Raw genomic sequence first — 25,128 nt, 5'->3', positions numbered from 1 at the left:
ACATGGCGCAAGCGGGCATTGGTAACCTCGGCGGCGGGCTCGGCAAGTTCACGGAACTTCGCCAGCGTCTGCTGTTCGTCCTCGGGGCATTGATCGTCTATCGCATCGGCTGTTATGTGCCGGTGCCGGGCGTCAATCCCGATGCCATGCTTGCGCTCATGCAGGCGCAGGGCGGCGGTATCGTGGACATGTTCAACATGTTCTCGGGCGGCGCCCTGCACCGTTTCAGCATTTTCGCGCTGAACGTGATGCCGTACATCTCGGCATCGATCGTGATGCAGCTGGCCGTTCACATCTTCCCGGCGCTGAAGGCGCTGCAGAAGGAAGGTGAATCCGGTCGCCGCAAGATCACCCAGTATTCCCGCATCGGCGCCGTGCTTCTGGCGGTGGTGCAGGGCGGCAGCATTGCGCTGGCGCTGCAGAACCAACTGTCCCCGACCGGCGCACCGGTCGTGTACGCCCCGGGCATGGGCTTCGTGCTGACCGCCGTGGTCGCGCTGACCGCCGGCACCATCTTCCTGATGTGGGTGGGCGAGCAGGTCACCGAGCGCGGCATCGGCAACGGTGTGTCGCTGATCATCTTCGCTGGTATCGTGGCGGGTCTGCCGGGTGCGGTCATCCACACCTTCGACGCCTACCAGGACGGCAACATCCAGTTCATCCAGCTGCTGCTGATCGCGTTGGTGGTGCTGGTCTTCACCTTCTTCGTGGTGTTCGTCGAGCGCGGCCAGCGCCGCATCACGGTGAACTACGCGCGCCGCCAGGGCGGCCGCAACGCGTACATGAACCAGACCTCGTTCCTGCCGCTGAAGCTGAACATGGCGGGCGTGATTCCGGCCATCTTCGCCTCCAGCATCCTGGCGTTCCCGACCACCCTGGCCATGTGGTCCGGCCAGGCCAGCTCGGCGACGTGGCTGCAGAAGCTCGCCAACGCCCTGGGCCCGGCTGAGCCGCTGCACATGATCGTGTTCGCCGTGCTGATCACCGGTTTCGCGTTCTTCTACACCGCGCTGGTGTTCAACTCGCAGGAAACCGCCGACAACCTGAAGAAGTCGGGCGCGCTGATTCCGGGCATCCGTCCGGGCAAGGCCACCGCCGACTACATCGACGGCGTGCTGACCCGCCTGACCGCGGCCGGCTCGGCCTACCTGGTCATCGTCTGCCTGTTGCCGGAAATCATGCGTTCGCAGCTGAATGCGTCGTTCTACTTCGGCGGCACCTCGCTGCTGATCGTGGTGGTGGTGGTGATGGACTTCATCGCCCAGATCCAGGCGCACCTGATGTCGCACCAGTACGAAAGCCTGTTGAAGAAGGCCAACCTGAAGGGTGGCAACCGCGGCGGCTTTGCTCGCGGCTGATTCGGCTGTTACACTATCGTCTTCCTGACGTGATGGTCCTCCGCTTCGCGGACCTGGCCACACAAACGAAGGGCGGCCCCCGCAGCGGTTCCGGGTGGGGGTGTGATCGGGTCGTCCCGCGCGGGAGTAGCGCGGGCGGCACCGGGGCAGGGCACGCAAGTGGCTTGTTCCGGGGTCAACCTGGTCCGGCGCCGGAGCCTGGGCACACTCCCTGGGCCGGGTTCATGAAACCTTTCCTGGTTTCACGGACTTCCAAGTAAACCGGAACCTTGTTAGTATCGCTAGTTCACTTTTTTGATCCATCCTGCCGGATTGGCGCGCCTTGGGTGCGCTGTCGGCCATCACTCAGCTGGAGAACCGCGTCATGGCGCGTATTGCAGGCGTCAACCTGCCAGCCCAGAAGCACGTCTGGGTCGGGTTGCAAAGCATTTACGGCATCGGCCGTACCCGTTCGAAGAAGGTCTGCGAAGCCGCAGGCGTCACTTCGACCACCAAGATCCGCGATCTGTCGGAGCCGGAAATCGAGCGTCTGCGCTCGGAAGTGGCCAAGTACATCGTGGAAGGCGATCTGCGCCGTGAAATCGGTATCGCGATCAAGCGCCTGATGGACCTGGGCTGCTACCGCGGTCTGCGTCACCGTCGTGGTCTGCCGCTGCGCGGCCAGCGCACCCGTACCAACGCCCGCACCCGCAAGGGCCCGCGCAAGGCGATCAGGAAGTAAGGGACCTAAGAAATGGCTAAGCCCGTCGCTAAGACCAAGAAGAAGATCAAGCGCGTCGTCACTGACGGCGTCGCCCACGTCCACGCTTCTTTCAACAACACCATCGTGACCATCACCGACCGTCAGGGCAATGCGCTGTCGTGGGCGACCTCCGGTGGCGCTGGCTTCCGCGGTTCGCGTAAGTCCACCCCGTTCGCTGCCCAGGTGGCTGCCGAAAAGGCCGGCCGCGCCGCGCTCGACTACGGCGTCAAGTCCCTGGAAGTCCGCATCAAGGGCCCGGGTCCGGGTCGTGAGTCGGCCGTGCGCTCGCTGAACAACGTGGGCTACAAGATCACCAACATCATCGACGTGACGCCAATCCCGCACAACGGGTGCCGTCCGCCGAAGAAGCGTCGCGTCTAAAGGAGCGATAAGAAATGGCTCGTTATATCGGTCCTACCTGTAAGCTCGCCCGCCGCGAAGGCGCCGACCTTTCCCTCAAGAGCCCGGCCCGTGCGCTGGACTCCAAGTGCAAGCTGGAGCAGAAGCCCGGCCAGCACGGCGCGACCGCCCGCAAGGGCAAGCTGTCCGACTACGCCACCCAGCTGCGTGAAAAGCAGAAGGTCAAGCGTATCTACGGCCTGCTGGAGCGTCAGTTCCGCAACTACTACAAGAAGGCCTCGACCAAGAAGGGCAACACCGGCGAGAACCTGCTGCAGCTGCTGGAAACCCGTCTGGACAACGTCGTGTACCGCATGGGCTTCGCTGTGACCCGTCCGGCTGCCCGTCAGCTGGTCTCGCACCGCGGCGTCACCGTGAACGGCAAGTCGGTGAACCTGGCTTCGTACCAGGTCAAGGCCGGCGACGCTGTCGCGCTGTCGGAAAAGGCTGCCAAGCAGCTGCGCGTACAGGAAGCCCTGACCGTGTCCAGCTCGCACGACCTGCGTCCGTCGTGGATTGAAGTCGATGCGGCCAAGTTCGCCGGCATCTTCAAGGCGGTTCCGGATCGTTCGGACCTGCCTGCGGATATCAACGAAGCGCTGATCGTCGAGTTGTATTCGAAGTAATTCACATTGGAGAACCCCCGGCGACGGCCGGGGTGTTCACTAGGAGAACCCGCAAACATGACGGTTACCGCCAACCAGGTTCTGCGTCCTCGCGGTCCGCAGATCGAACGCCTTACCGACACCCGCGCCAAGGTCGTCATCGAACCCTTGGAGCGTGGTTACGGGCATACGCTGGGCAATGCCCTGCGTCGCGTGCTGCTGTCGTCCATCCCGGGCTTCGCCATCACGGAAGTTGAAATCGACGGCGTGCTGCACGAGTACACCACGTTGGAAGGTCTGCAGGAGGACGTGCTTGAAGTCCTGCTCAACCTGAAAGACGTGGCAATCCGCATGCACACCGGCGACAGCGCCACGCTGTCCCTGTCCAAGCAGGGTCCGGGTGTCGTCACTGCGGCCGACATCAAGGTCGACCACAATGTCGAAATCCTCAACACCGACCACGTGATCTGCCACCTGACCAAGGACACGGCGATCAACATGCGTCTGAAGGTCGAGCGCGGCTTCGGCTACCAGCCGGCGGCTGCACGTCGTCGTCCGGACGAAGAAACCCGTGCGATCGGTCGTCTGGTGCTGGACGCTTCGTTCTCCCCGGTCCGCCGCGTGGCGTACTCGGTGGAAGCGGCGCGTGTGGAACAGCGCACCGACCTGGACAAGCTGGTGCTGGACATCGAAACCAACGGCACGATCGACGCCGAGGAAGCCGTGCGCACTGCCGCCGACATCCTGAGCGATCAGCTGTCGGTGTTCGGTGACTTCACCCACCGCGATCGCGGTGCTGCCAAGCCGGCCAACAACGGCGTGGATCCGGTGCTGCTGCGCCCGATCGACGACCTGGAACTGACCGTGCGTTCGGCAAACTGCCTGAAGGCCGAAAGCATCTACTACATCGGTGATCTGATCCAGAAGACCGAAGTGGAGCTGCTGAAGACCCCGAACCTCGGCAAGAAGTCGCTGACCGAGATCAAGGAAGTGCTGGCACAGCGCGGCCTTTCGCTTGGCATGAAGCTGGAAAACTGGCCGCCGGCCGGTGTTGCCCAGCACGGCATGCTCGGCTGATCCAGCGAAACAGCTTTACCCCGCACCTTCGGGTGCGGGGGCTTTACCGCAGTACCTCGCACCGACAGGCGCACAGCCTGCGGTGACGGTCGGCCAGGAGGGCCGGCATCGGACCAACCGCAGTCCAAGTTTGAGCGCCAGGAAGGCGACAGCGAACCACAACCGATCCAACATTCTTTAAGGAAACACACCCATGCGTCACCAGAAATCCGGCCGTAAGTTCAGCCGCACCAGTGCCCACCGCGAAGCGATGTTCAAGAACATGGCCGCCTCGCTGTTCAAGCACGAACTGATCAAGACCACCCTGCCGAAGGCCAAGGAACTGCGCCGCGTTGCCGAGCCGCTGATCACCCTGGCCAAGGTCGACTCGGTCGCCAACCGCCGTCTGGCCTTCGCCCGTCTGCGCGACCAGGAAGCCGTGGGCAACCTGTTCACCATCCTGGGCCCGCGCTACGCGACCCGTCCGGGCGGCTACCTGCGCCTGCTGAAGTGCGGTTTCCGCGCTGGCGACAACGCCCCGATGGCCTACGTCGAACTGGTCGACCGTCCGGCCGTTGCTGAAGCCGTCGAAGAATAAGTATTCGTCAGGTTTTCAAGATTCACTGAGAGACCCGGCCTGGTGCCGGGTTTTTCATTTCTGCGCGCGGCGAAGCGTCGGCGAGTTGCTGTTCACTGCCTGGGCCGGTTCGGATGGGGGTATGCGGTGCTCACAGGGCCCATCGGGCGGGCATGGAAGGCCGCAACCATCTCGCTCTTGTAGAGCCGGGCTTGCCCGGCTGCTTCTGCTCCTGCTCTCCCTTCCGTGGCCAATGCTCCATCGGGGGTGGGTCGGGGTGCCCCCGGAGGGACGCTCAAAACATGGATGTTTTGGAGCAGCCCCCATGGATGGGTTCACGGCGTGTCCCGGAGCGGGGCACCCCGACCCACTCCGGCCGATAACAATGACAAGCAACCCGCTCTACGCGCAGAACCCACCGACATACGGCAATCGGCCGCAGGCAACACGCCACACCACCCTGTTAATCTTGGCACCTGACTTTCACGAGTGTGTTGGCAATGAATCCACTGCGCTGGCCTTACCGCGCCCAGTTCTTCCTGGGGTTCCTGATCTGCGCCGGGTTGCTGGCGTTCGCCATCTTCATGCAGTTGAAGATGGGCCTGGAGCCGTGCCCGCTGTGCATCTTCCAGCGCATCGCGTTTGCCGCGCTCGGGCTGCTGTTCCTGATCGGCGCGCTGCATGGGCCGCGTGACCGGCCCGGGCGCATCACCTACGGAGTGCTGGCTTTCATCGCCGCCGCGGTGGGCATCGGCATTGCCGGGCGTCACGTGTACGTGCAGATGCTGCCGCAGGACCTGGGCTCCAGCTGTGGGCCGCCGCTGTCGTTCCTGAGCGAGACCATGGGGCCGTTCGAGGTGTTCCGTACCGTGCTGACCGGCACCGGCAACTGCGGCAACATCGACTGGGCCTTCCTGGGGCTTACCATGCCCATGTGGAGCCTGGTCTGGTTCGTGCTGCTGGGCCTGTGGGCGCTGGTGGTGTCGTTCCGCAAGCCGCCGCGCCGCTACTGATTGCTTCGTACCATCGACCTGACTGGATACTTCAATGAACGCCTCAACGCCCACCGCCGCGCCTGCTTCCTTGCCGACCGACTGGTCGCCGGAGAGCTGGCGCAGCCGGACGGCGCTGCAGATGCCGACCTATCCCGATCCGGTCGCGCTGGATGCCTCGCTGCACGAGTTGAAGCGGCTGCCGCCGCTGGTGACCTCCTGGGAGATCCTGTCGCTCAAGCGCCAGCTTGCCGAGGCCCAGGAAGGCAAGCGGTTCCTCTTGCAGGGCGGCGACTGCGCCGAAAACTTCAGTGACTGCGAAAGCACCACCATCTCCAACCGGCTCAAGGTGCTGCTGCAGATGAGCCTGGTGCTGGTGCACGGCATGCGCAAGCCGGTGATCCGGGTCGGGCGCTTTGCCGGCCAGTACGCCAAACCGCGCTCGGCCGACACCGAAACCCGCGATGGCGTCACCTTGCCGAGCTATCGCGGTGATGTGATCAATGCCCCCGAGTTCACCGAGGCTGCGCGACTGCCGGATCCGCGTCGGATGCTGCAGGCGCATGCGCACTCGGCGATGACCATGAACTTCGTGCGGGCGCTGATCGATGGCGGCTTCGCCGACCTGCATCACCCCGAGTACTGGAATCTGGAATGGGTGCGGCACTCGCCGCTGGCGACTGACTACCAGAAGATGGTCTCGTCGATCGGCGATGCCGTGCGCTTCATGGAGACCCTGTCCGGCACCCAGGTGTACAACCTGAACCGGATCGACTTCTACACGTCACATGAAGCGTTGTTGCTGCCGTACGAGCAGGCGCTGACCCGGCAGGTGCCGCGCCAGCAGGGCTGGCTGAACCTGAGCACGCATTACCCCTGGATCGGCATGCGCACGGCGGCGCTGGACGGCGCGCATGTGGAGTACCTGCGTGGCGTGCGTAATCCCATTGCGATCAAGGTCGGTCCTTCGGTGCAGCCGGATCAGCTGCTGCGCCTCATCGATGTCCTGAATCCGGACGACGAGCCTGGCCGCCTCAGTTTCATTCATCGCATGGGGGCCGCACAGATCGCCGAAAAGCTGCCGCCCCTGCTGGATGCGGTCAAGCGCGACGGTCGCCGCGTGTTGTGGGTGTGCGATGCGATGCATGGCAATACCGAAAGCACCAGCAATGGCTTCAAGACCCGTCGCTTCGACAACGTGCGCAGCGAAGTGGAGCTGTCCTTCGACCTCCATGCGGCAGCCGGTACACGGCTGGGCGGGGTGCATCTGGAGCTGACCGGTGAGGATGTCACCGAGTGCACCGGCGGCGCGCGCGAGCTGACCGAGCGCGACCTGGAGCGGGCCTACCGGTCCACTGTGGATCCGCGTCTGAACTATGAGCAGTCGCTGGAGATTGCGATGGCGATTGTGCGCAAGCAGTCGGCGACGGGCGGCTAACGCCTTGCGTGGCTTCGCGGTGCCAGACGGAATCGCAGCCGGGCAAGCCCGGCTCTACAAATCGGTCATCCCAGCCATGGCAGGGTAAAGGCTCTCCCCCCACAGGAGCCTGCATGCACATCGACTGGACCCTGGCCGCCGACTACCTCTGGCCCATCGCTATCGCATTGATCATCGGCATCACCAGCTGGTGGCTGCTGATGGCCCTCACCCGTCGCCTCAAGGGGCGTGACTACCGTCGCGCCCGCATCACCCGCGTGATCAGCCGGCCGCTGGCCTTTGCGCTACCGCTGCTGGTGCTCATCCCCGCATTGGAAGCCACCCCGCTGCAGGAGCGCTGGCTGGATCAGGCCCTGCGCCTGCTGCACATCGGCCTGACCGCCTGTTTCGTCTGGTTCCTGGTGCGGGTAGTGGCCGCCGGCGAACAGGCGATCCTGCGCGAGCACCGCATCGACGTCGCGGACAACCTGGCTGCACGCCGCATCCATACCCAGACCCGGGTGCTGAGCCGGGTGCTGATGGGGGCGATCATCCTGGTCGGGGTGTCGATGGTGCTGCTTACCTTCCCGATGGTGCGCCAGATCGGCACCGCGCTTCTGGCGTCCGCCGGTATCATCGGCCTGGTCGCCGGCATCGCGGCCAAGCCCGTGTTCGGCAACCTGATTGCCGGCCTGCAGATCGCGTTGACCCAGCCGATCCGGCTGGACGACGTAGTCATCGTCGAAGGCGAGTGGGGGCGGGTGGAAGAGATCGGCAGCAGCTACGTGGTCGTGCGCATCTGGGATGAACGCCGCATGGTGGTGCCGCTGACGTGGTTCATCGAGAACCCCTTCCAGAACTGGACGCGGCGCAGCGCCGACCTGCTGGGTACGGCATTCCTGTGGCTGGATTATCGTGCCCCGATCGGTGCGATCCGCGCTGAACTGGAGCGCATCTGCAAAAGCGAGAATCTGTGGGACGGCCGCGTCTGCGTGACCCAGGTGACCGAGACCAGTGAACACACGCTGCAGGTGCGCCTGCTGGTCAGCGCCCGCAACTCCGGTGATGCCTTCGACCTGCGCTGCATCGTGCGCGAACGGATGCTCGATTTCCTGGCTCGCGAGCACCCGCAGGCGCTGCCGCGTACGCGTGCCGAGCTGCTGGAGCAGCCGGATCCCACACTGCAGTTGTCGCGCGGTCGTCCTGCCAGCCACGTGCGTTCGCCCGGTGCCGAAGATGGCGAGCCGGCCCTGGAGGCGTCGCGGTAGCGCCGGCCGTTGGCCGGCCCAAGCGGGGCTGGCGGCCCGCAAACGGCCGGTGTTACCGGATCAGGGCTTCGGTCCTGAACGTCGGTGGCTTCCGCGCGCGCGTGCGCTGCTCGTAGTCGTAGGCGAGCTCGATCAGCCGCGGTTCGCTCCAGGCCGTGCCCATGAACAGCAGTCCGAGTGGTAACCCGTTCACGTGCCCCATCGGAACGCTGATGCTGGGGTAGCCCGCCACGGCGGCAGCGCTGTAGCTGCCGCCCGGAAACGCGTCGGTTTCGCCGCTGCGCAGCGGCCACGCTGCACCGGTGGTGGGGGCCACCAGCGCGTCCAGGCGTTCGGCCTTGAGCGCCGCATCGATGCCTTCGGGGCCCGCCAGACGGCGCGCCTCGGTACGCGCGGCGATGTACTCGGGACTGCCCAGGGCCCCTGCCTGGGCAGCACGCTCCATCAGGTCCTGACCGAACAGCACCAGCTCCTTGTCGGCGTGCTCGCGGTTGAAGGCGATGATCGCATCCAGGTCTCGCATCGGGGCCTGGTGGGCGGCCAGATACCGCGCCATGCCCGCCTTGAACTCGTGCAGCAGGACAGTCCGCTCCGCGGCCTCCCATTGGTCCTGGGTGGGCAGGCGCACCGGTACCACCACCGCCCCGGCATCGCGCAACACGGCCACGGCATGCTGCAGGGCGGGCGCAACACCGGGCTGCTGGTCCAGCGGGCCGTACAGCACACCGATCCGCGCGCCACGCAGGCCGCCGTCCTTCAGGCGTGCGGTGTAGTCATACACGGCCTGGCCGGGCCGGGTGGCAGTGGCCGGGTCGGCGTCATCACGGCCGGACATGGCGGTCAGCAGCGCGGCGGCATCGGCGACGCTGCGCGTCATGGGTCCGGGTGTGTCCTGGCTGAAGGAGATCGGGACCACGCCCTCCCGGCTGACCAGCCCGACCGTTGGCTTCAGTCCGACAATCCCGTTCACCGCAGCGGGGCAGACGATGCTGCCGTCGGTTTCGGTACCGACCGCCGCCGCCGCCAGGTTGGCCGACACCGCGACCGCGCTGCCACTGCTGGAACCGCAGGGGCTGTGGCTGAGCCGGTAGGGATTGCGGGTCTGCCCGCCGCGCGCGCTCCAGCCGGAAATGGACTGGCTGGAACGAAAATTCGCCCACTCGCTCAGATTGGTCTTGCCGAGGATCAGCGCCCCCGCCGCGCGCAGGCGGGTAACCAGGAACGCATCGTCAGGGCGGAAGCCTGCCAGGGCCAGCGAGCCCGCACTGGTTCCCATCGGGCGGGCTCCGATGTTGTCCTTGAGCAGCAGCGGAATGCCGTGCAGGGGGCCGCGAAGCTGCCCTCGGCGGCGTTCGGCGTCCAGCGCGGCCGCTTCCTTGAGTGCGTCCGGATTGAGCTCCAGCACCGCGCCCAGGCGCGGTCCGGCGCGGTCCAGGCGGGCGATGCGGTCCAGGTAGGCGCGCGTCAGCGTGACGCTGTCCAGCTCACCCGCGGCCATCTGCGCCTGCAGGTCACTGATGTCCGCTTCGGCGTACGGGAAGGGGGGCGTGGGATCGACCGTGCCGGCCGGTGCCGCATGGGCCGTGGTGGCCAGCAGCGATGATGGCGAAGGCGAGCAGCCCGTCAGCGCGATGGCCAACGCCAGCGATGTCAGTGACAGACGCATTCGGAGGTTCCCGGTTCCAGCACTCAGGCTAACCAGCGATTGCCGCGCTTGGCAACTCAGTGACGCTTGCGGAGGTCGCGCGCGAGCACGCCGACCACGATCAGGTTGATCACCAGCACCGTCCACGAGGCCCAGCCAGGGTGGCGGATGATGGCGTAGATGTCGAACGGCAGGTAGATGCCGGCAGTAAGGCAGCCCAGCCAGGAAGCCCAGGCTTTAGCCCGCCACAATCCCCACGCCTCGAAAAGATGCAGCACGCCGTAGGCCACCATCGCCGCTGCGGCCAGGTGCACTGCGTCAGGGCTGATCATGTTCAGCAGCGAGGGCAGGGTGCCGTGATCCGGGTCCAGGCTGAAACGCCGGATCAGGGCGTTGACCCCATCGCGCAGCGGCTGCGGACCGAGTACTTCCAGTCCGGTTGCCGCCAGCAGCGCCAGTGCCGCCTTGCTGGCTTCCAGCAGGGCGATCACATGGAGACCCGGATGCCTGTGCGGATCCGGGTTGTAGGGTTTGTCGGTCACGACAAGAGTCCGATCAACCGGCGCGCGACGCCTTCTTGCGGTCGCTTTCGGTCAGGAACTTCTTGCGCAGACGGATTTCCTTCGGGGTGATCTCGACCAGTTCGTCGTCCTCGATGAAGTCCAGTGCCTGCTCCAGCGAGTACTTGATGGCCGGGGTCAGCTGGATCGCGTCGTCCTTGCCCGAAGCGCGCATGTTGGTCAGCGGCTTGGTCTTGATCGCGTTCACGGTCAGGTCGTTGTCCTTGGAGTGGATGCCGACCAGCTGGCCTTCGTACACGTTGTCGCCTTCAGCGGCGAACAGCTTGCCACGCTCCTGCAGCGGGCCCAGCGAGTAGGCCGGGGTGACGCCCGGGGCATTGGCGATCATCACGCCGTTGATGCGCTTGGCAATCGCGCCCTGTTCCTTCGGACCGTAGTGGTCGAACACATGGAACAGCAGGCCCGAACCCTGGGTCAGGGTCTTGAATTCGTTCTGGAAGCCGATCAGGCCACGGGCCGGGATCGAGTATTCCAGGCGCACGCGGCCCTTGCCGTCCGGCTCCATGTTCTTCAGCTGGCCCTTGCGGGTGCCCAGCTTTTCCATCACGCCGCCCTGGTGCACTTCTTCCACGTCCACCACCAGCTGTTCGATCGGCTCCATCTGCTGGCCGTCGATTTCCTTGATGATCACTTCCGGACGCGAGACGGCCAGTTCGTAACCTTCACGGCGCATGTTTTCAATCAGCACCGACAGGTGCAGTTCGCCACGGCCGGACACCAGGAACTTGTCGGCGTCTTCCAGCTGTTCCACCTTCAGGGCCACGTTGTGGACCTTTTCACGGTCCAGGCGGTCCTTGATCTGGCGGCTGGTCAGGAACTTGCCACCGGACAGGTCCTTGTTGCCGGCGAACGGCGAGTTGTTGACCTGGAAGGTCATCGAGATGGTCGGCTCATCCACGGTCAGCGCCGGCAGCGCTTCCGGGGTGTCCGGGTGGCAGATGGTGTCGGAGATGGTCAGCTCCGGAATGCCCGAGATCGCCACGATGTCGCCGGCTTCTGCGGTGTCCTGCTCGATGCGCTCCAGGCCCAGGAAGCCCAGCACCTGCGCGACCTTGCCGTTGCGCTTCTTGCCTTCGCGGTCGATCACCGCGACCTGCATGTTCTTCTTCAGGGTGCCGCGCTGGATGCGGCCGATGCCGATCACGCCGACGAAGTTGTTGTAGTCCAGCTGGCTGATGCGCATCTGGAAGGCACCTTCCGGGTCCACTTCCGGCTTCGGCGCGTGCTGCATGATCGCTTCGTACAGCGGGGTCATGTCGCCGTCGCGCACGGTGTCTTCCAGGCCGGCATAACCGTTCAGGGCCGAGGCGTAGACGATCGGGAAGTCCAGCTGCTCATTGGTGGCACCGAGCTTGTCGAACAGGTCGAACACCTGGTCGATCACCCAGTCCGGACGCGCACCCGGGCGGTCGATCTTGTTGACCACGACGATCGGCTTGAAGCCCATCGCGAAGGCTTTCTGGGTCACGAAGCGGGTCTGCGGCATCGGGCCGTCCATCGCGTCGACCAGGATCAGCACGGTGTCGACCATCGACAGCACGCGCTCGACCTCGCCACCGAAGTCGGCGTGTCCGGGGGTGTCGACGATGTTGATGCGGTTGCCCTGCCAGGTGATGGCCGTGTTCTTGGCCAGGATCGTGATGCCACGCTCCTTTTCCTGGTCATTGCTGTCCATCACGCGTTCAGCAAGCACGGTGCGCTCGGACAGGGTGCCCGACTGCTTCAGCAGCTGGTCGACGAGGGTGGTCTTGCCATGATCGACGTGGGCGACGATGGCGATGTTGCGAAGATTTTCGATGGACATGCGAAAGGGGGCCAGTCGGCGCCGGAAGTTGAAAAAAGAAGTCCAACATTATACTGCTTTCATGACCAAACGCGAAAAGACCCCTTCCGCGCATTCATCTACCCCGTAGAGCCACGCCCTGCGTGGCTTCGCGGTGCCGGCTGGGGCAGCCACGCAGGGCGTGGCTCTACGGGGACCTTCACCCATCGTCGAAGGCCGTCCGGGCATGGAGGGGTGTAGAATCTCGGGGCTGAAACACCCCCGAATAATCCAAGGATCCACATGTCCCTCATCGCCACCTTCGACACCACCCAGGGCCCGATCAAGGTCGAGCTGTACCCGGACAAGGCTCCGGTCACCGTGGCCAGCTTCGTGAACCTGGTCAAGCATGGCTTCTATGACGGCCTGGTCTTCCACCGCGTCATTGCCGACTTCATGATCCAGGGCGGCTGCCCGAAGGGTAAGGGCACCGGTGGCCCGGGCTACAAATTCGAAGATGAAAAGAACGGCGTGAAGCACCAGAAGGGCTCGCTGTCCATGGCCAATGCCGGCCCGAACACCAACGGCAGCCAGTTCTTCATCACCCACATCAAGACCGACTGGCTGGATGGCAAGCACACCGTGTTCGGCCAGGTGCTGGAAGGCCAGGCCATCGTCGATTCGGTCAAGCAGGGCGACGTGATCCATTCGATCACCCTGGAAGGCGACGTTGACGCCGTGCTGGCCGCCCAGGCCGACCGCGTCGCGGAATGGAACAAGATCCTCGCCGCCTGATGCATGCCACGGCCCCCTGACGGGGGCCGTTTTCACGTCTGCGGCCGCCCCGCCAGGTCTTTCCCCGCCCGGCGGCCTTATCCCATTTGGCTTCAACGCTTTTTAGCAGAGGAAATCCCCATGAAAGCACCTGTTCGTGTTGCCGTGACCGGCGCCGCCGGCCAGATCGGCTACGCCCTGCTGTTCCGCATCGCCTCCGGCGAAATGCTCGGCAAGGACCAGCCGGTCATCCTGCAGCTGCTCGAGCTGCCGGTAGAAAAGGCCCAGGCCGCCCTGAAGGGCGTGATGATGGAACTGGAAGACTGCGCGTTCCCGCTGCTGGCCGGCATGGTCGGCACCGACGACGCCGAAGTGGCCTTCAAGGACGCCGACATCGCCCTGCTGGTCGGCGCACGTCCGCGCGGCCCGGGCATGGAGCGCAAGGACCTGCTGCTGGAAAACGCCAAGATCTTCACCGCCCAGGGCGCGGCCCTGAACAAGGTCGCCAAGCGTGACGTCAAGGTGCTGGTGGTCGGCAACCCGGCCAACACCAATGCCTACATCGCGATGAAGTCGGCTCCGGACCTGAACCCGCGCAACTTCACCGCCATGCTGCGCCTGGACCACAACCGTGCGCTGAGTCAGCTGTCGACCAAGCTCGGCAAGCCGGTCGCCGGCATGGAAAAGCTGGTGGTGTGGGGCAACCACAGCCCGACCATGTACCCGGACTACCGTTTCGCCACCGCCGACGGTGCGTCGATCGCCGACGCCATCAACGACCAGGAATGGAACGCCAACACCTTCATTCCGACCGTGGGCAAGCGCGGCGCGGCCATCATTGAAGCCCGTGGCTCGTCCTCGGCCGCTTCGGCCGCCAATGCCGCCATCGATCACGTGCGTGACTGGGTGCTGGGCAGCAACGGCAAGTGGGTCACCATGGGCGTGCCGTCCGACGGTTCCTACGGCATTCCGGAAGGCGTGATCTTCGGCTTCGCCGTGACCACCCAGAACGGTGAGTACACCCTGGTCAAGGATCTGCCGGTCGACGACTTCAGCCAGAAGTACATCGACAAGACCCTGGCCGAGCTGGAAGAAGAGCGCGCCGGCGTTGCCCACCTGCTGGGCTGATCGCGGTTTCGGAGCGACGACCAACGGTCGTCGCCTACCGGGCTCAACGGGGAGGCTTCGGCCTCCCCGTCTTCGTTCTGGATTCACTGAACCGCCATGATTCACCTGCACTACGCCGACGACGCCCTGCTGGTGGCTGAGAAGCCCGCCGGCCTCCTGTCCGTGCCCGGGCGCACGCCGGAAAACCAGGATTGCGTGGTGGCCCGGCTGCAGGTGCGGTATCCGGATGCCCTCACCGTGCACCGGCTCGACCAGGTCACGTCGGGGTTGCTGCTGCACGCGCGCGGCAAAGCCATGCAGGCGGCGCTGTCGGCGCAGTTCGAGCAGCGCCAGGTGCACAAGCGCTATGTGGCGGTGCTGGAGGGTCTGTTGGACGGCGAGGCAGGCGAGGTGGACCTGCCCCTGATCGTGGACTGGCCGAATCGCCCGAAGCAGCAGGTTGACCATGAACGTGGCAAACCGGCGCTGACGCGTTGGAAGGTGCTGGGTCGCGACGAGCTGGCCGGGCAGACCCGGGTCGAACTGGAACCGGTGACGGGCCGCAGTCATCAGTTGCGGCTGCACATGGCCAGCCTGGGGCACCCGATCGTGGGGGACGTGCTGTATGGCGCGCAGCCCGCCGCGCGCGTGCACCTGCATGCCTGCGCATTGCGGTTCGCGCATCCACTGAGCGGTGCCACCGTGTCCGTGCACTCCACGCCAGGCTTCTGACCGCGTCGGATCCGGCACTACCGGGCGCGGGATGGGTTGGCTATCATGCGCATTCTTCGAAAATCAGGGATGATCAAATGACCCATCGGATCGGGTTCTTGCTGCTGGTAGTGCTGGCCGCGTGCGTATTTTCCGGAAAGGCGCATGCATGGCAGTCCTGCCAGAACGTCGTGGTTGGCATGGTGAACGGCAATCAGCCGGTGTTCCAGCAACAGTGCACCTGGTTGGCCGGGGCGATCGCGCTGAATCCCACAACACGCGGCTTGTCTTCGGCATGGAACCACCCTGACGCCGACAAGGCCTTGGCCGAGGTGCGCAGGAGCTGCGGCAGCGGCTGCGTTGCGGCCAGTTTCTACAGCGACCATTACTACATGGCGGCGTCCGACACCGACGTCATCGGCTGGGGGGAAACGGCCGAGCTGGCCGAGTACCAGTGCTTGATGGCATCCCAGGGCGCGCCCTGTGACGTGGTCGTCGCGGCAGGCAGCGGCGGAGCCGCACGGTACTGGTACTTCCACGCACTGGGCTACAACAGTGCCCAGGACAAGGGCTACGCGTGGCGTGAAGCGCATCGCCGGCGGGACGCGCGCACCCGGGTCCAGAATCAGTGCGGCAATGAATCGGAATGCTTCGTCTTTGTCTACACGCAGGACCACGCCGCCATTGCCCGTTCGGAGAGTGGAAAGCTCTATGCGTCCGACGGCAAGACAGCGGGCCAGGCCCGCCGCGCCGCGCGCAAGTACTGCGCCAAAGAGGAAGGTGGCAAGGCCAAGTGCGAAGTCGTGACCGAAGCAAAGTAGCGCGGGCTGACCGGCCCGGGCGTACGACCAAGGTCGTGCAGTGACACGCACCCCATCGGACTATGCTCGACCCCATGACTTTGTCTGGGAGGGCTGTCATGCGCTACGAGGAACTGTACCAACGCTCCATCGAGGAACCCGAGGCGTTCTGGGCCGAGGAAGCCCAGCGCATCTACTGGCACAGGCAGCCGGAACAGGTGCTGGACTACAGCACCCCACCGTTCCGGCGCTGGTTCGTCGGCGGTGAAACCAACCTCTGCTACAACGCGGTCGACCGGCATCTGGTCGAGCGGCCGGACCAGCTCGCGCTGGTCGCCATTTCCACCGAAACCAACGTCACCCGCGAAATCACCTACCGCGAGCTGTACCGCGAAGTGAATGCGTTCGCTGCGGTGCTGCAGCGGCTGGACGTGCAGCGGGGTGATCGCGTGGTCATCTACATGCCCAACATGGCCGAAGCGGTGTTCGCCATGTTGGCCTGCGCGCGCATCGGCGCGATCCACTCGGTGGTGTTCGGTGGGTTTGCCGCGCACAACCTGGCCCTGCGCATCGACGATGCCGAACCCAAGCTGCTGATCGCCGCCGATGCCGGCAAGCGCGGTGGCAAGGTGATTCCGTACAAGGCCATGGTCGATGCGGCCTGCGCCGAAGCGCAGTCGCCACCGCCGCACGTGCTGATCGTGTCGCGTGGACTGGATCCGGCCGAGCCGAAAGTGCCGGGCCGCGACGTCGACTACGCCACCCTGCGCGCCGAGGTCGGCGACCAGGACGTGCCGGTGGTATGGCTGGAAGCCAACGAACCGAGCTATCTGCTGTACACATCCGGCACCACGGGCAAGCCCAAGGGCGTGCAGCGCGACGTGGGCGGCTATGCGGTCGCGATGGCACAGTCGATGCGCACGGTATTCGACTGCGCGCCGGGCCAGGTGATGTTCTCCACCTCGGACGTGGGCTGGGCGGTCGGCCATTCCTACAACGTCTACGGCCCACTGATCGGCGGCTGCACCTCGCTGCTGTACGAAGGGCTGCCGACCAGTCCGGACCCGGGCATCTGGTGGGCGCTGTGCGAACAGTACGGCGTGCGCACGCTGTTCTCGTCACCCACCGCCATACGCGTGCTGAAGAAGCACGATGCCGACTTCATCAAACGCCACGACCTGGCCGCGCTCAAGTATGTGTTCCTGGCCGGCGAGCCACTGGACGAGCCGACCGCGCACTGGATCAACGATGCGCTGGGCAAGCCGATCATCGACAACTACTGGCAGACCGAAACCGGCTGGCCCGCGCTGACCCTGCTCCCCGGCGTGGATCTGAAGCCGGTGCGGTTCGGCTCGCCAGGCTTCCCGAATCTTGGTTACCGCATGAAGGTGATCGACGAGAACACCGGCGCTGAAGTCGCACCGGGCCAGAAGGGCGTGCTGGTGATGGTGCCACCGCTGCCGCCAGGTTGCATGAGCACGGTGTGGAAGGACGACGACCGTTTCCTGCAGAGCTACTTCAGTCATTTCAAGGAAGTGCTTTACAGCTCGCTGGACTGGGCGATCCGCGACGAGGACGGTTATACCTTCATCCTCGGCCGCACCGACGATGTGATCAACGTGGCCGGTCACCGGCTGGGCACGCGGGAGATCGAGGAGTGCATCTCCGGTCATCCGCTGGTGGCCGAAGCGGCGGTGATCGGGGTCAAGGATGAGCTGAAGGGGCAGGTGCCGCTCGTGTTCGTCACCCTGAAGCAGGCCGTGGCCGGTGATGGCAGTGCCGTTGTCGCGGAGATGATGCAGCGCGTGACCGGCTCGCTGGGTGCCGTGGCGCGGCCGGCCCACATCCATATCGTCAACGCACTGCCCAAGACCCGCTCGGGCAAGCTGCTGCGACGCTCGCTGCAGGCGCTGGCGGAGGAGCGCGATCCAGGGGATCTGTCCACCCTGGATGATCCGGGCGCGCTGGATGAAATCCGGCGCGCGCTGGGGCGTTGAAGGCATGCCGACCAACGGTCGGCATCTACCAGATCAACCGCCCCGTGGCAGGTATCGACCGTTGGTCGAAACGGGGCTGCTGCGATGCAGCACCCCTGATCATGAACGTCGGTTAAGCTTCCAGTGTGGTGGGGGCCGGTGTGTCGCGCCGGGGCACCACAAAGGGGGCGTGGCGTGACCGCTGGTTCAATTCGGTCCTGCCCGCAGCTGCACAGTGTGACAGGGGGACAACATGGCGTTCATCCATGCCAAGACGGCCGCAGGCCGTCAGGAAATCGAAGACCGTGCGCGCAAGCTGCCGCCGGGACTGCGCTCCATTCTGCTGATGGTCGATGGCCAGCGCGATGATGACGAACTGACCGGCATGCTGCCGGGGCTGCGCGCGCCGGACGACGCGCTGGCGCAGCTGCAGGCGATGGGCCTGATCGAGGTGGTGGGGGGCGCATTGGCCACTGCAGCACCGCGTTCACTGACCGCCGGTCGCGAACACGACCCGGCGCTGTACAAGCAGTTGTACGACTGGATGAGCGAGTCGGTGCGCAGGCACCTCGGCCTGAAGGGCTACTTCATGCAGCTCAAGATCGAACGCTGCACCGACGCGGCTGGTCTGGAAAAGCTGTGGCCGGAAATGGCGGCGGCGGTTTCCAAGGCCAGGAGCCCGGCACTGGCCAACCGCTGGATGGAAGAAACGCGCGCGCTGCTGCAGGGCCAACCCGTAAATGCGTGACGCGGGCCTTGCCCCGCGGTTGTAGAGCGGGGCTTGCCCCGCTGCCGTAGAGCCACGCCCTGCGTGGCTGCGGGGTGCCGGCGGCTGCTTCAGCCACGCAGGGCGTGGCTCTACGGGGGAGGGCTGTTACACCAGCCCTTCCGCCTTCAACGCCGCCTGTACGCCCGCATCGGCTTCCATGCGGGTCTTGAACGCGGCCACGTTGTCCAGCCCGACCAGGTCCACCTTGGCACCGGCGGCCCAGCGCAGGGTGATGTAGAAGTACGGGTCGGCAACGCTGCGGAAACCGGCCAGCCACGGCTTGTCGGCCAGCTGCCTGTCGGCGGTTTCGAACAGGCCGCGCAGGCGCTTGCGGGCGGCAGCGCGGATCGCGTCGTACTGGCCTTCGTCGGCAATGAACTTGCCCGGTCCGAACAGCGGCGAGAACGCGGGGTGTACGTCGGAGTTGACGAATGACAACCAGCGGGCAGCTTCGGCGCGCTGACGCGGGCTGCCGTCACCGGCCAGGCCGGCCTGCGGGAAGGAATCGGCGATGTAGCCCATGATGGCCGCGTTCTGGGTCAGCACGAAGTCGCCGTCGACCAGCGCCGGCACCGCGCCGGCCGGGTTGATCGCCAGGAACGCGGGGGCTTTCATCGTGTCCTTGTCGAGGAGTTCCACCTCGAACGGCTGGCCGGTCCACTGCAGGGCAATGTGGTCGGCGGTGGAACAGGCTCCGGGCTTGCTGTACAGCTTCATGCGGACTCCAGGATGGATCGATGGCGGAAACCACCACTATCGCGGAGCCGGCGGCGCGCGGCAACGGCGCGCCTACAACAGATTGTTACGACTGACGGGGCTTGAGGCTCTGCACCTTATAGAAGGTGTGATCGCCGATCGTGGCCACCTGGTAGGCATTGCGCCAGCTCGGGCTGGCAATGGCCAGCGCGGCGAAGTGGCTGGCCCCCGGAACGATCTCCTTGCGCTCGCCCACCGGCAGCGCCCAGTTGCGCTCGGCGTCGAAGGCCACGGTCATCGCTTCTTCCCAGGCAACCGTGTTGCCCAGCTGGGTGCCAGGGGCCACGATGGTCGGGGCGAACTGCTTGCGCGCGGTCACCACCTGGCACATCGAGTCGCCCCACAGGCCGCTGTCCAGGCGGCGCAGGGCCACTTCTGCCACGGCTTGCTGGCCGCGGAGGGTCTGGTCGCGCGCTTCCAGGTACACGGTCGTGCTCAGGCACAACGAATCGGCGGCCGGCTGCGGCAACAACTGCGACAGCCAGAGAATCCAGGCCAGTTTCATAAATCTCCTTGCTCCGTATGGGCCGCACCTGGCTGGGCCATCCGGACTACGGGACGGCGGCGAGGGTACTGCTTGGCGTCATGGGGAGGCGGCCATCGGGGCCGCCCGTTGGCGGCTCCCGAAAGATCATGGGGGGCCGCACGCTCACTCGAACTGGGTGGTGAGCGGAAAGTTGGCGCACGATAGGGGGGTATTTCCCAATGCATCCTGAACCGGACAGCTTGACATTCAGGTTCGGAGGAAGGGCGGAATCGCGCATTCAGGTGACGACCAACGGTCGTCACCTACGTCGGCACGGTAGCGCACGACCGTTGGTCGTGCGTGCAACAGGTCCCTTTACAACGTCGCCGCCAACCGGCTGCCCTGGTTGATCGCGCGCTTTGCGTCGAGCTCCGCAGCGACATCCGCACCGCCGATCAGGTGCGCCTCGACACCGGCAGCCAGCAACGCGACATGCAGGTCCCGACGCGGCTCCTGTCCGGCACAGATCACCACATGATCGACCGGCAGGGTCTGCTCGTGGCCTTCCACGCGGATATGCAGGCCGGCATCATCCACGCCGAGGTACTCCACGCCGCCAAGCATCTTCACGCCCTTGGCCTTCAGCGTCGCGCGGTGGATCCAGCCGGTGGTCTTGCCGAGCCGTGCACCGGGCTTGCCCGGACTGCGCTGCAGCAGCCACACCTTGCGCGCAGGCGCTTCCGGCTGCGGTCGAGCGAGCGCGCCGCGCGCTTCAAAACTCGGGTCCACACCCCATTCGGCCATCCAGCGCGCCGGGTCGAGCGCCGGGGAGGGGCCGTCGTGGACCAGGAACTCGCCCACGTCGAACCCGATGCCGCCCGCACCGATGATCGCGGCCTCGGCCCCGACCGTGACCCTGCCCAGCAGCACGTCCAGGTAGGTAACCACCTTGGAGTGATCGGCACCCGGGAAATCCACCTGGCGCGGCGTGATGCCGGTGGCGACGACCACGCTGTCGAAACCGGCAAGGGTGTCCACGTCGGCGGTGGTGTCCAGCTTCACTTCCACCCCGGTTTCTTCCAGCTTGTGGCGGAAGTAGCGCAGGGTTTCATGGAACTCTTCCTTGCCGGGAATGCGCTTGGCGACATTGAACTGTCCGCCGATTTCGCTGCCGGCGTCGAACAGGGTGACGCGGTGGCCACGTTCGGCGGCCACGGTAGCGCAGGCCAGACCAGCCGGGCCCGCGCCCACCACCGCGATGCGACGCGGAGTGGGGGCAGGGCGATAGACCAGTTCGGTCTCATGCACCGCACGCGGATTCACCAGGCAGCTGGCTGTCTTGTTCTCGAACACGTGATCCAGGCACGCCTGGTTGCAGGCAATGCAGGTGTTGATCGCGTGCGCACGCCCGGCGCGCGCCTTGTTCGCCCACTCCGGATCGGCCAGCAGGGGGCGCGCCAGCGACACCATGTCGGCGTTGCCATAGGCGAGGATGCGCTCGGCCACGTCCGGCATGTTGATGCGGTTGGTGGCGATCAACGGTACCTGCACATGCGGCTTGAGCTTGGCGGTGACGCCGGCAAACGCCGCGCGCGGCACCGAGGTGGCGATGGTGGGCACGCGGGCCTCGTGCCAGCCGATGCCCGAATTGATCAGCGTGGCACCGGCCGCTTCGATCGCCTTTGCCTGCTCCACGATCTCCTGCCAGTTGCTGCCGTCCTCAACCAGGTCCACCAGCGACAGTCGATAGATGATGATGAAGTCCGGGCCGCAGGCTTCGCGGATGCGGCGCACGATCTCCACTGCAAAACGCACGCGCTTTGCGGCATCGCCGCCCCAGGCATCCGTACGTGCATTGGTGCGCGGCGCAATGAACTCGTTGATCAGATAGCCTTCCGATCCCATCACTTCAACGCCGTCGTAGCCGGCCTCGCGGGCCAGCCGCGCGCTGCGTGCGTAATCGGCGACATGCCGGTCCACGCCTCGGGCGGACAGCGCACGCGGGGTGAATGGATTGATCGGTGCCTTCTTCTTCGACGGTGCCACGGACAGGGGGTGGTAGGCGTAGCGGCCCGCATGCAGCAACTGCAGGCAGATCTTGCCGCCGTGCTCGTGCACCGCCGCAGTCAGCTGGCGGTGCGGGCCCGCTTCCCAGGGCCAGGACAGCTTGCCGCCGAACGGCTTGAGCCAGCCCACCACGTTGGGCGCGAAGCCGCCGGTCACGATCAGACCAACGCCACCGGCAGCGCGTTCTGCGAAGTACGCGGCGAGGCGCGGGAAGTCGCGCGCGCGGTCCTCCAGGCCCGTGTGCATCGAGCCCATCAGTACGCGGTTGCGCAGCTGGGTGAAGCCCAGGTCCAGCGGGCTGAACAGATGGGGGAAGGCGGCAGATTCGGCGGCTGGCGACATGAAGATACGCTTGCGTACGGAAGACGCGCAGCGTGCCGCGAAAGGGCCTTGCGTGCAATCGGCCCATGCCCACGACCAACGGGCGTGGGCTACCGGTCAACCCTGGGAATCCGGTCGACCAGGGAAATCCGGTCGATCATGGGGGGCCGGTAGATCACGACCGTTGGTCGTGATCCACGCATCAATCCCAACCGGCCAGGGTCAGCTTTCCGATCACGCTGCCGCCTTCCAGCTGCCGGTGCGCCTCGCGCATGTTGGCCGCGTTGATCGTGCCCAGCGCGGTGTGCGCGGTGCTGCGCAGCTCACCGGCATCCACCAGACTGGCCACGCGGTTCAGGATCCGGTGCTGTTCGCAGATGTCAGCGGTCCCGAACCGGGTGCGTGCGAACATGAATTCCCAGTGCAGGCTGATGCACTTGGCCTTGTACGGATCTCCGATCCGCAACGGCCCTTTGGGTTCCACGATCAGCCCGACATGACCCTGCGGGGCGATCAACTCGCCCAGGACGTCCCAGTAGGCATCCGTATCCGCCAGGTTCAAGGCCACGTCCACCGTTGAGATTCCCAGCGCCTGCAGTTGCGGCGGCAGCGGCTGGCGATGGTCGATCACATGCTGCGCGCCGAGCGCGCGGCACCAGTCTGCCGATGCAGGGCGGGAGGCAGTCGCCACCACGGTGAATCCGGCGTGTCGTGCCAGCTGGATCGCCATCGAACCCACGCCGCCTGCTCCGCCGATCACCAGCAGGGTCTGGCCGCGGTGGCGGCGGTCGTCAAGTCGCAACCGCATGCGATCGAACAGCAGTTCCCACGCGGTCAATGTCGTCAGTGGCAGTGCGGCGGCATCGGCGAAGTCCAGCGTGGTGGGTTTGCGTCCCACGACGCGCGCATCGACATGCTGCCATTGCGCATTGCACCCCGGCCGCGTCACATCACCGGCGTAATACACCTCGTCGCCAGGCGCGAACGCCGTCACCTCCGGGCCCGTCGCTTCCACGACGCCGGCGGCATCGAAGCCGAGCACGCGGGCAGGCGCATCGTCAGCCCTCGGGACCCGGCGCTGTTTTGTGTCCACCGGATTGACCGACACCGCCCGGACCTGAACCAGCAGGTCGTGTCCACGCGGTGGGCCGGGATGCGGGAGGTCCAGATCCAGCAGAGCCGCAGGATCGTCAATGGGCAGGGCGCGGGTGAGGGCAACTGCTTTCATGGAGCCTCCGGCGGGGAAAATCGCATTCATCATACGACTACCGGGAAACCTGTTTATGCGCTGAATAAGCGCACATCGCCGGACTGCACGATTTACTGTGGCGAACCCTTGAAAACTCTGGAAAAGTGGCAAAACCCTTGTCGTTGCTGGGTCTTGCGCAACTTCATAAAGCTGTATAGGGTGCCCGCAGCTGGGCCGGGTAGAGGTCTGGCGGTCGTCTTCACATGTTACGCGACTGTTAACATCACCTTCACTCCCCTGAGCATAATGTTCGCGGCGGTGGCGTGCTGAATCCGCAGTCAGAAACGACGCAGTAGCGCTGGACCATGCCTCTACCGGTTTCATACCCCCGAACTAGGAGCTGTATTACATGAACAAGAAGATCCTTACTGCCGCGCTGCTGGGCGGTCTGGCCATGGCCCAGGCTGCGTCCGCGCAGGAGTTCGACGACCGCTGGTACCTGACCGGTTCGGCTGGTTTCAATTTCCAGGACAGCGACCGTCTGACCAACGATGCTCCGTTCGTGACCCTGGGCCTGGGCAAGTTCATCAGCCCGAACTGGTCGCTGGACGGTGAGCTGAACTATCAGAACCCGAACTTCGACGACAACCAGGACCTGAACTGGAGCCAGTACGGCGCATCGATCGATGCCCGCTACCACTTCATCCAGGAAGGCCGTGGCTGGAACCCGTACCTGCTGATGGGCCTGGGCTACCAGAAGTCCGAAGAAGAGGTCGTGGTGCCGGCGATCGACAGCCCGCGTGACCGTAAGGACGGCAACTTCGCCGCCAAGGTCGGCGTTGGTCTGCAGACCACCTTCGACAAGCGCGTGGCCGTGCGTGCGGAAGTCGCCTACCGCGGTGACTTCGACGACAAGGCCGTCAACCCGACCCTGGCTGGCAACGACGAAAGCTGGTTCGGCGACGTGCTGGCCTCGGTCGGCGTCGTGATCCCGCTGGGCCCGGCACCGGCTGCTCCGGTTGTCGCTCCGCCGCCGGCCGCTCCGAGCTGCGCCGACCTGGATGACGACGGTGACGGCGTCAACAACTGCGACGACAAGTGCCCGGATTCGCAGCCGGGTCAGACCATCGGTCCGGACGGTTGCCCGGTGCCGGTCTCCATCGACCTGAAGGGCGTGAACTTCGACTTCGACAAGTCGACCCTGCGTCCGGACGCCGTGGCCATCCTGAGCGAAGCCGCCCAGATCCTGACCCGTTACCCGGACCTGCGCGTTGAAGTCGCCGGCCACACCGACTCGAAGGGTACCGAAGAGTACAACCAGAAGCTGTCCGAGCGTCGTGCCACCGCGGTGTACGACTACCTGACCAGCAACGGCGTTGCCGCTTCGCGTCTGGTCGGCCCGATCGGCTACGGCGAGTCGCGTCCGATTGCTCCGAACACCAACCCGGATGGTTCGGACAACCCGGAAGGCCGCGCCAAGAACCGTCGTACCGAGCTGAACGTCCAGAACTAAGTTCTGACGCAAGGTTCCAGAAGCAGGGCCCGGCATTGCCGGGCCCTGTTTTTTTGTGCGCTGGGTAGGGAATCCGCAAAAATTTCAAGGTCTTGCCGTATTCATTGAATGTGGGATCTTGTAAGGCGTTTCGTCGCTGTTAAACTCGGTGCGTCGACCTTCTTTCTGGATGCACCCCATGCTGCGTATCGCATTGGCCGCCGCGCTCGGCCTGGCCCTGGTTCCCGCCGCTCACGCCGCCGTGGATTGCTCCGCCCAGGCCACCAGTGCCGCGCCG

The 25,128-nt window shown here is 65.3% G+C and carries 23 protein-coding genes; 16 read left to right on the top strand and 7 right to left on the bottom strand.

Going from position 1 to position 25,128, the window contains the following annotated elements:
- The first annotated feature begins 2 nt into the window (after positions 1-2).
- The 9 genes from secY to EGJ34_RS01995 all read left to right on the top strand — a co-directional run bounded on the left by secY (position 3) and on the right by EGJ34_RS01995 (position 8,414).
- Positions 3-1,358 carry a preprotein translocase subunit SecY gene (gene secY, locus EGJ34_RS02035; RefSeq protein ID WP_125358542.1) on the top strand — a complete coding sequence of 452 codons (1,356 nt, stop codon included), beginning with the start codon at positions 3-5 and terminating at the stop codon, positions 1,356-1,358.
- A gap of 364 nt (positions 1,359-1,722) precedes the next feature.
- Positions 1,723-2,079, top strand: a complete 357-nt coding sequence (rpsM, locus tag EGJ34_RS02030; protein WP_125358539.1) for a 30S ribosomal protein S13 — start codon at positions 1,723-1,725, stop codon at positions 2,077-2,079.
- 12 nt (positions 2,080-2,091) lie between these two features.
- Positions 2,092-2,481 carry a 30S ribosomal protein S11 gene (rpsK, locus tag EGJ34_RS02025; RefSeq protein WP_017355427.1) on the top strand — a complete coding sequence of 130 codons (390 nt, stop codon included), beginning with the start codon at positions 2,092-2,094 and terminating at the stop codon, positions 2,479-2,481.
- A 14-nt stretch (positions 2,482-2,495) separates the two neighbouring features.
- Positions 2,496-3,125: a 30S ribosomal protein S4 gene (gene rpsD, locus EGJ34_RS02020; RefSeq protein WP_125358536.1), complete on the top strand. Its 630-nt coding sequence runs from the start codon at positions 2,496-2,498 to the stop codon at positions 3,123-3,125.
- A gap of 57 nt (positions 3,126-3,182) precedes the next feature.
- Positions 3,183-4,181, top strand: a complete 999-nt coding sequence (gene rpoA / locus EGJ34_RS02015; protein ID WP_125358533.1) for a DNA-directed RNA polymerase subunit alpha — start codon at positions 3,183-3,185, stop codon at positions 4,179-4,181.
- 193 nt (positions 4,182-4,374) lie between these two features.
- Positions 4,375-4,758 carry a 50S ribosomal protein L17 gene (gene rplQ / locus EGJ34_RS02010; RefSeq protein WP_125358531.1) on the top strand — a complete coding sequence of 128 codons (384 nt, stop codon included), beginning with the start codon at positions 4,375-4,377 and terminating at the stop codon, positions 4,756-4,758.
- A 479-nt stretch (positions 4,759-5,237) separates the two neighbouring features.
- Complete coding sequence (locus tag EGJ34_RS02005; RefSeq protein ID WP_125358528.1) at positions 5,238-5,750, top strand: disulfide bond formation protein B; 513 nt, start codon at positions 5,238-5,240, stop codon at positions 5,748-5,750.
- 34 nt (positions 5,751-5,784) lie between these two features.
- Positions 5,785-7,167: a 3-deoxy-7-phosphoheptulonate synthase class II gene (locus EGJ34_RS02000; protein WP_125358525.1), complete on the top strand. Its 1,383-nt coding sequence runs from the start codon at positions 5,785-5,787 to the stop codon at positions 7,165-7,167.
- A gap of 113 nt (positions 7,168-7,280) precedes the next feature.
- Complete coding sequence (locus EGJ34_RS01995; RefSeq protein WP_125358522.1) at positions 7,281-8,414, top strand: mechanosensitive ion channel domain-containing protein; 1,134 nt, start codon at positions 7,281-7,283, stop codon at positions 8,412-8,414.
- 52 nt (positions 8,415-8,466) lie between these two features.
- On the opposite strand, the gene EGJ34_RS01990 is transcribed toward EGJ34_RS01995, so the two are convergent.
- Genes EGJ34_RS01990 through typA form a run of 3 tightly spaced genes read right to left on the bottom strand, consistent with a single transcriptional unit; the run spans position 8,467 to position 12,444 of the window.
- Complete coding sequence (locus EGJ34_RS01990) at positions 8,467-10,080, bottom strand: amidase (RefSeq protein ID WP_125358520.1); 1,614 nt, start codon at positions 10,078-10,080, stop codon at positions 8,467-8,469.
- A gap of 56 nt (positions 10,081-10,136) precedes the next feature.
- Positions 10,137-10,601, bottom strand: coding sequence for a DUF2127 domain-containing protein (locus EGJ34_RS01985; RefSeq protein ID WP_125358517.1), 465 nt, complete (start codon positions 10,599-10,601; stop codon positions 10,137-10,139).
- A gap of 13 nt (positions 10,602-10,614) precedes the next feature.
- On the bottom strand, positions 10,615-12,444 hold the full coding sequence (typA, locus tag EGJ34_RS01980) for a translational GTPase TypA (protein ID WP_125358514.1): 1,830 nt from the start codon (positions 12,442-12,444) through the stop codon (positions 10,615-10,617).
- Positions 12,445-12,705: 261 nt separating this feature from the next.
- Here typA and EGJ34_RS01975 point away from each other — a divergent pair, with 261 nt between their 5' ends.
- The 6 genes from EGJ34_RS01975 (at position 12,706) to EGJ34_RS01950 (ending at position 18,518) form a co-directional block, all read left to right on the top strand.
- Positions 12,706-13,197 carry a peptidylprolyl isomerase gene (locus tag EGJ34_RS01975; RefSeq protein ID WP_125358511.1) on the top strand — a complete coding sequence of 164 codons (492 nt, stop codon included), beginning with the start codon at positions 12,706-12,708 and terminating at the stop codon, positions 13,195-13,197.
- A 120-nt stretch (positions 13,198-13,317) separates the two neighbouring features.
- Positions 13,318-14,304: a malate dehydrogenase gene (locus EGJ34_RS01970; protein ID WP_125358508.1), complete on the top strand. Its 987-nt coding sequence runs from the start codon at positions 13,318-13,320 to the stop codon at positions 14,302-14,304.
- 96 nt (positions 14,305-14,400) lie between these two features.
- Positions 14,401-15,015: an RluA family pseudouridine synthase gene (locus EGJ34_RS01965; RefSeq protein ID WP_125358505.1), complete on the top strand. Its 615-nt coding sequence runs from the start codon at positions 14,401-14,403 to the stop codon at positions 15,013-15,015.
- A 77-nt stretch (positions 15,016-15,092) separates the two neighbouring features.
- Complete coding sequence (locus tag EGJ34_RS01960; protein ID WP_125358502.1) at positions 15,093-15,815, top strand: DUF4189 domain-containing protein; 723 nt, start codon at positions 15,093-15,095, stop codon at positions 15,813-15,815.
- A 98-nt stretch (positions 15,816-15,913) separates the two neighbouring features.
- The gene (prpE, locus tag EGJ34_RS01955) at positions 15,914-17,791 is read left to right on the top strand and encodes a propionate--CoA ligase (protein ID WP_125358499.1); all 1,878 of its coding nucleotides are present in this window, start codon (positions 15,914-15,916) and stop codon (positions 17,789-17,791) included.
- A gap of 232 nt (positions 17,792-18,023) precedes the next feature.
- Complete coding sequence (locus tag EGJ34_RS01950; RefSeq protein WP_125358496.1) at positions 18,024-18,518, top strand: hypothetical protein; 495 nt, start codon at positions 18,024-18,026, stop codon at positions 18,516-18,518.
- Between the two features lie 126 nt (positions 18,519-18,644).
- On the opposite strand, the gene EGJ34_RS01945 is transcribed toward EGJ34_RS01950, so the two are convergent.
- The 4 genes from EGJ34_RS01945 to EGJ34_RS01930 form a co-directional block, all read right to left on the bottom strand.
- Positions 18,645-19,256 (bottom strand): glutathione S-transferase N-terminal domain-containing protein, encoded by a 612-nt coding sequence (locus EGJ34_RS01945; protein WP_125358493.1) that lies wholly within the window; start codon positions 19,254-19,256, stop codon positions 18,645-18,647.
- An 85-nt stretch (positions 19,257-19,341) separates the two neighbouring features.
- Complete coding sequence (locus EGJ34_RS01940; RefSeq protein WP_125358490.1) at positions 19,342-19,800, bottom strand: cell wall hydrolase; 459 nt, start codon at positions 19,798-19,800, stop codon at positions 19,342-19,344.
- A gap of 336 nt (positions 19,801-20,136) precedes the next feature.
- The gene (locus tag EGJ34_RS01935) at positions 20,137-22,170 is read right to left on the bottom strand and encodes an NADPH-dependent 2,4-dienoyl-CoA reductase (protein ID WP_125358487.1); all 2,034 of its coding nucleotides are present in this window, start codon (positions 22,168-22,170) and stop codon (positions 20,137-20,139) included.
- Positions 22,171-22,351: 181 nt separating this feature from the next.
- A complete protein-coding gene (locus EGJ34_RS01930) occupies positions 22,352-23,377 on the bottom strand; it encodes a zinc-binding alcohol dehydrogenase family protein (RefSeq protein WP_125358485.1) in 1,026 nt (341 codons plus the stop codon).
- Positions 23,378-23,747: 370 nt separating this feature from the next.
- Between EGJ34_RS01930 and EGJ34_RS01920 the strand changes: the two genes are divergently transcribed.
- Positions 23,748-24,851 (top strand): OmpA family protein, encoded by a 1,104-nt coding sequence (locus EGJ34_RS01920; RefSeq protein WP_125358482.1) that lies wholly within the window; start codon positions 23,748-23,750, stop codon positions 24,849-24,851.
- Positions 24,852-25,128: the final 277 nt, after the last annotated feature.

Origin of the sequence: Stenotrophomonas sp. 278 (assembly GCF_003935715.1) — a bacterium.
GTDB lineage: Bacteria > Pseudomonadota > Gammaproteobacteria > Xanthomonadales > Xanthomonadaceae > Stenotrophomonas > Stenotrophomonas maltophilia_AH.
Note: the sequence above shows the minus strand (reverse complement) of the source record. Positions and strands in the feature narration are given on the sequence as shown.

Bases quoted from the DNA above. Each gene is read 5' to 3' on its own strand.
- EGJ34_RS01945 (WP_125358493.1), bottom strand. From the start codon at position 19,256: ATGAAGCTGTACAGCAAGCCCGGAGCCTGTTCCACCGCCGACCACATT.
- EGJ34_RS01920 (WP_125358482.1), top strand. From the start codon at position 23,748: ATGAACAAGAAGATCCTTACTGCCGCGCTGCTGGGCGGTCTGGCCATG.
- prpE (WP_125358499.1), top strand. From the start codon at position 15,914: ATGCGCTACGAGGAACTGTACCAACGCTCCATCGAGGAACCCGAGGCG.
- EGJ34_RS01995 (WP_125358522.1), top strand. From the start codon at position 7,281: ATGCACATCGACTGGACCCTGGCCGCCGACTACCTCTGGCCCATCGCT.
- EGJ34_RS01965 (WP_125358505.1), top strand. From the start codon at position 14,401: ATGATTCACCTGCACTACGCCGACGACGCCCTGCTGGTGGCTGAGAAG.
- EGJ34_RS02000 (WP_125358525.1), top strand. From the start codon at position 5,785: ATGAACGCCTCAACGCCCACCGCCGCGCCTGCTTCCTTGCCGACCGAC.
- rplQ (WP_125358531.1), top strand. From the start codon at position 4,375: ATGCGTCACCAGAAATCCGGCCGTAAGTTCAGCCGCACCAGTGCCCAC.
- rpsD (WP_125358536.1), top strand. From the start codon at position 2,496: ATGGCTCGTTATATCGGTCCTACCTGTAAGCTCGCCCGCCGCGAAGGC.
- EGJ34_RS02005 (WP_125358528.1), top strand. From the start codon at position 5,238: ATGAATCCACTGCGCTGGCCTTACCGCGCCCAGTTCTTCCTGGGGTTC.
- EGJ34_RS01950 (WP_125358496.1), top strand. From the start codon at position 18,024: ATGGCGTTCATCCATGCCAAGACGGCCGCAGGCCGTCAGGAAATCGAA.
- EGJ34_RS01935 (WP_125358487.1), bottom strand. From the start codon at position 22,170: ATGTCGCCAGCCGCCGAATCTGCCGCCTTCCCCCATCTGTTCAGCCCG.
- EGJ34_RS01975 (WP_125358511.1), top strand. From the start codon at position 12,706: ATGTCCCTCATCGCCACCTTCGACACCACCCAGGGCCCGATCAAGGTC.
- typA (WP_125358514.1), bottom strand. From the start codon at position 12,444: ATGTCCATCGAAAATCTTCGCAACATCGCCATCGTCGCCCACGTCGAT.
- EGJ34_RS01990 (WP_125358520.1), bottom strand. From the start codon at position 10,080: ATGCGTCTGTCACTGACATCGCTGGCGTTGGCCATCGCGCTGACGGGC.
- EGJ34_RS01970 (WP_125358508.1), top strand. From the start codon at position 13,318: ATGAAAGCACCTGTTCGTGTTGCCGTGACCGGCGCCGCCGGCCAGATC.
- EGJ34_RS01960 (WP_125358502.1), top strand. From the start codon at position 15,093: ATGACCCATCGGATCGGGTTCTTGCTGCTGGTAGTGCTGGCCGCGTGC.
- rpsM (WP_125358539.1), top strand. From the start codon at position 1,723: ATGGCGCGTATTGCAGGCGTCAACCTGCCAGCCCAGAAGCACGTCTGG.
- EGJ34_RS01930 (WP_125358485.1), bottom strand. From the start codon at position 23,377: ATGAAAGCAGTTGCCCTCACCCGCGCCCTGCCCATTGACGATCCTGCG.
- secY (WP_125358542.1), top strand. From the start codon at position 3: ATGGCGCAAGCGGGCATTGGTAACCTCGGCGGCGGGCTCGGCAAGTTC.
- rpsK (WP_017355427.1), top strand. From the start codon at position 2,092: ATGGCTAAGCCCGTCGCTAAGACCAAGAAGAAGATCAAGCGCGTCGTC.
- EGJ34_RS01940 (WP_125358490.1), bottom strand. From the start codon at position 19,800: ATGAAACTGGCCTGGATTCTCTGGCTGTCGCAGTTGTTGCCGCAGCCG.
- rpoA (WP_125358533.1), top strand. From the start codon at position 3,183: ATGACGGTTACCGCCAACCAGGTTCTGCGTCCTCGCGGTCCGCAGATC.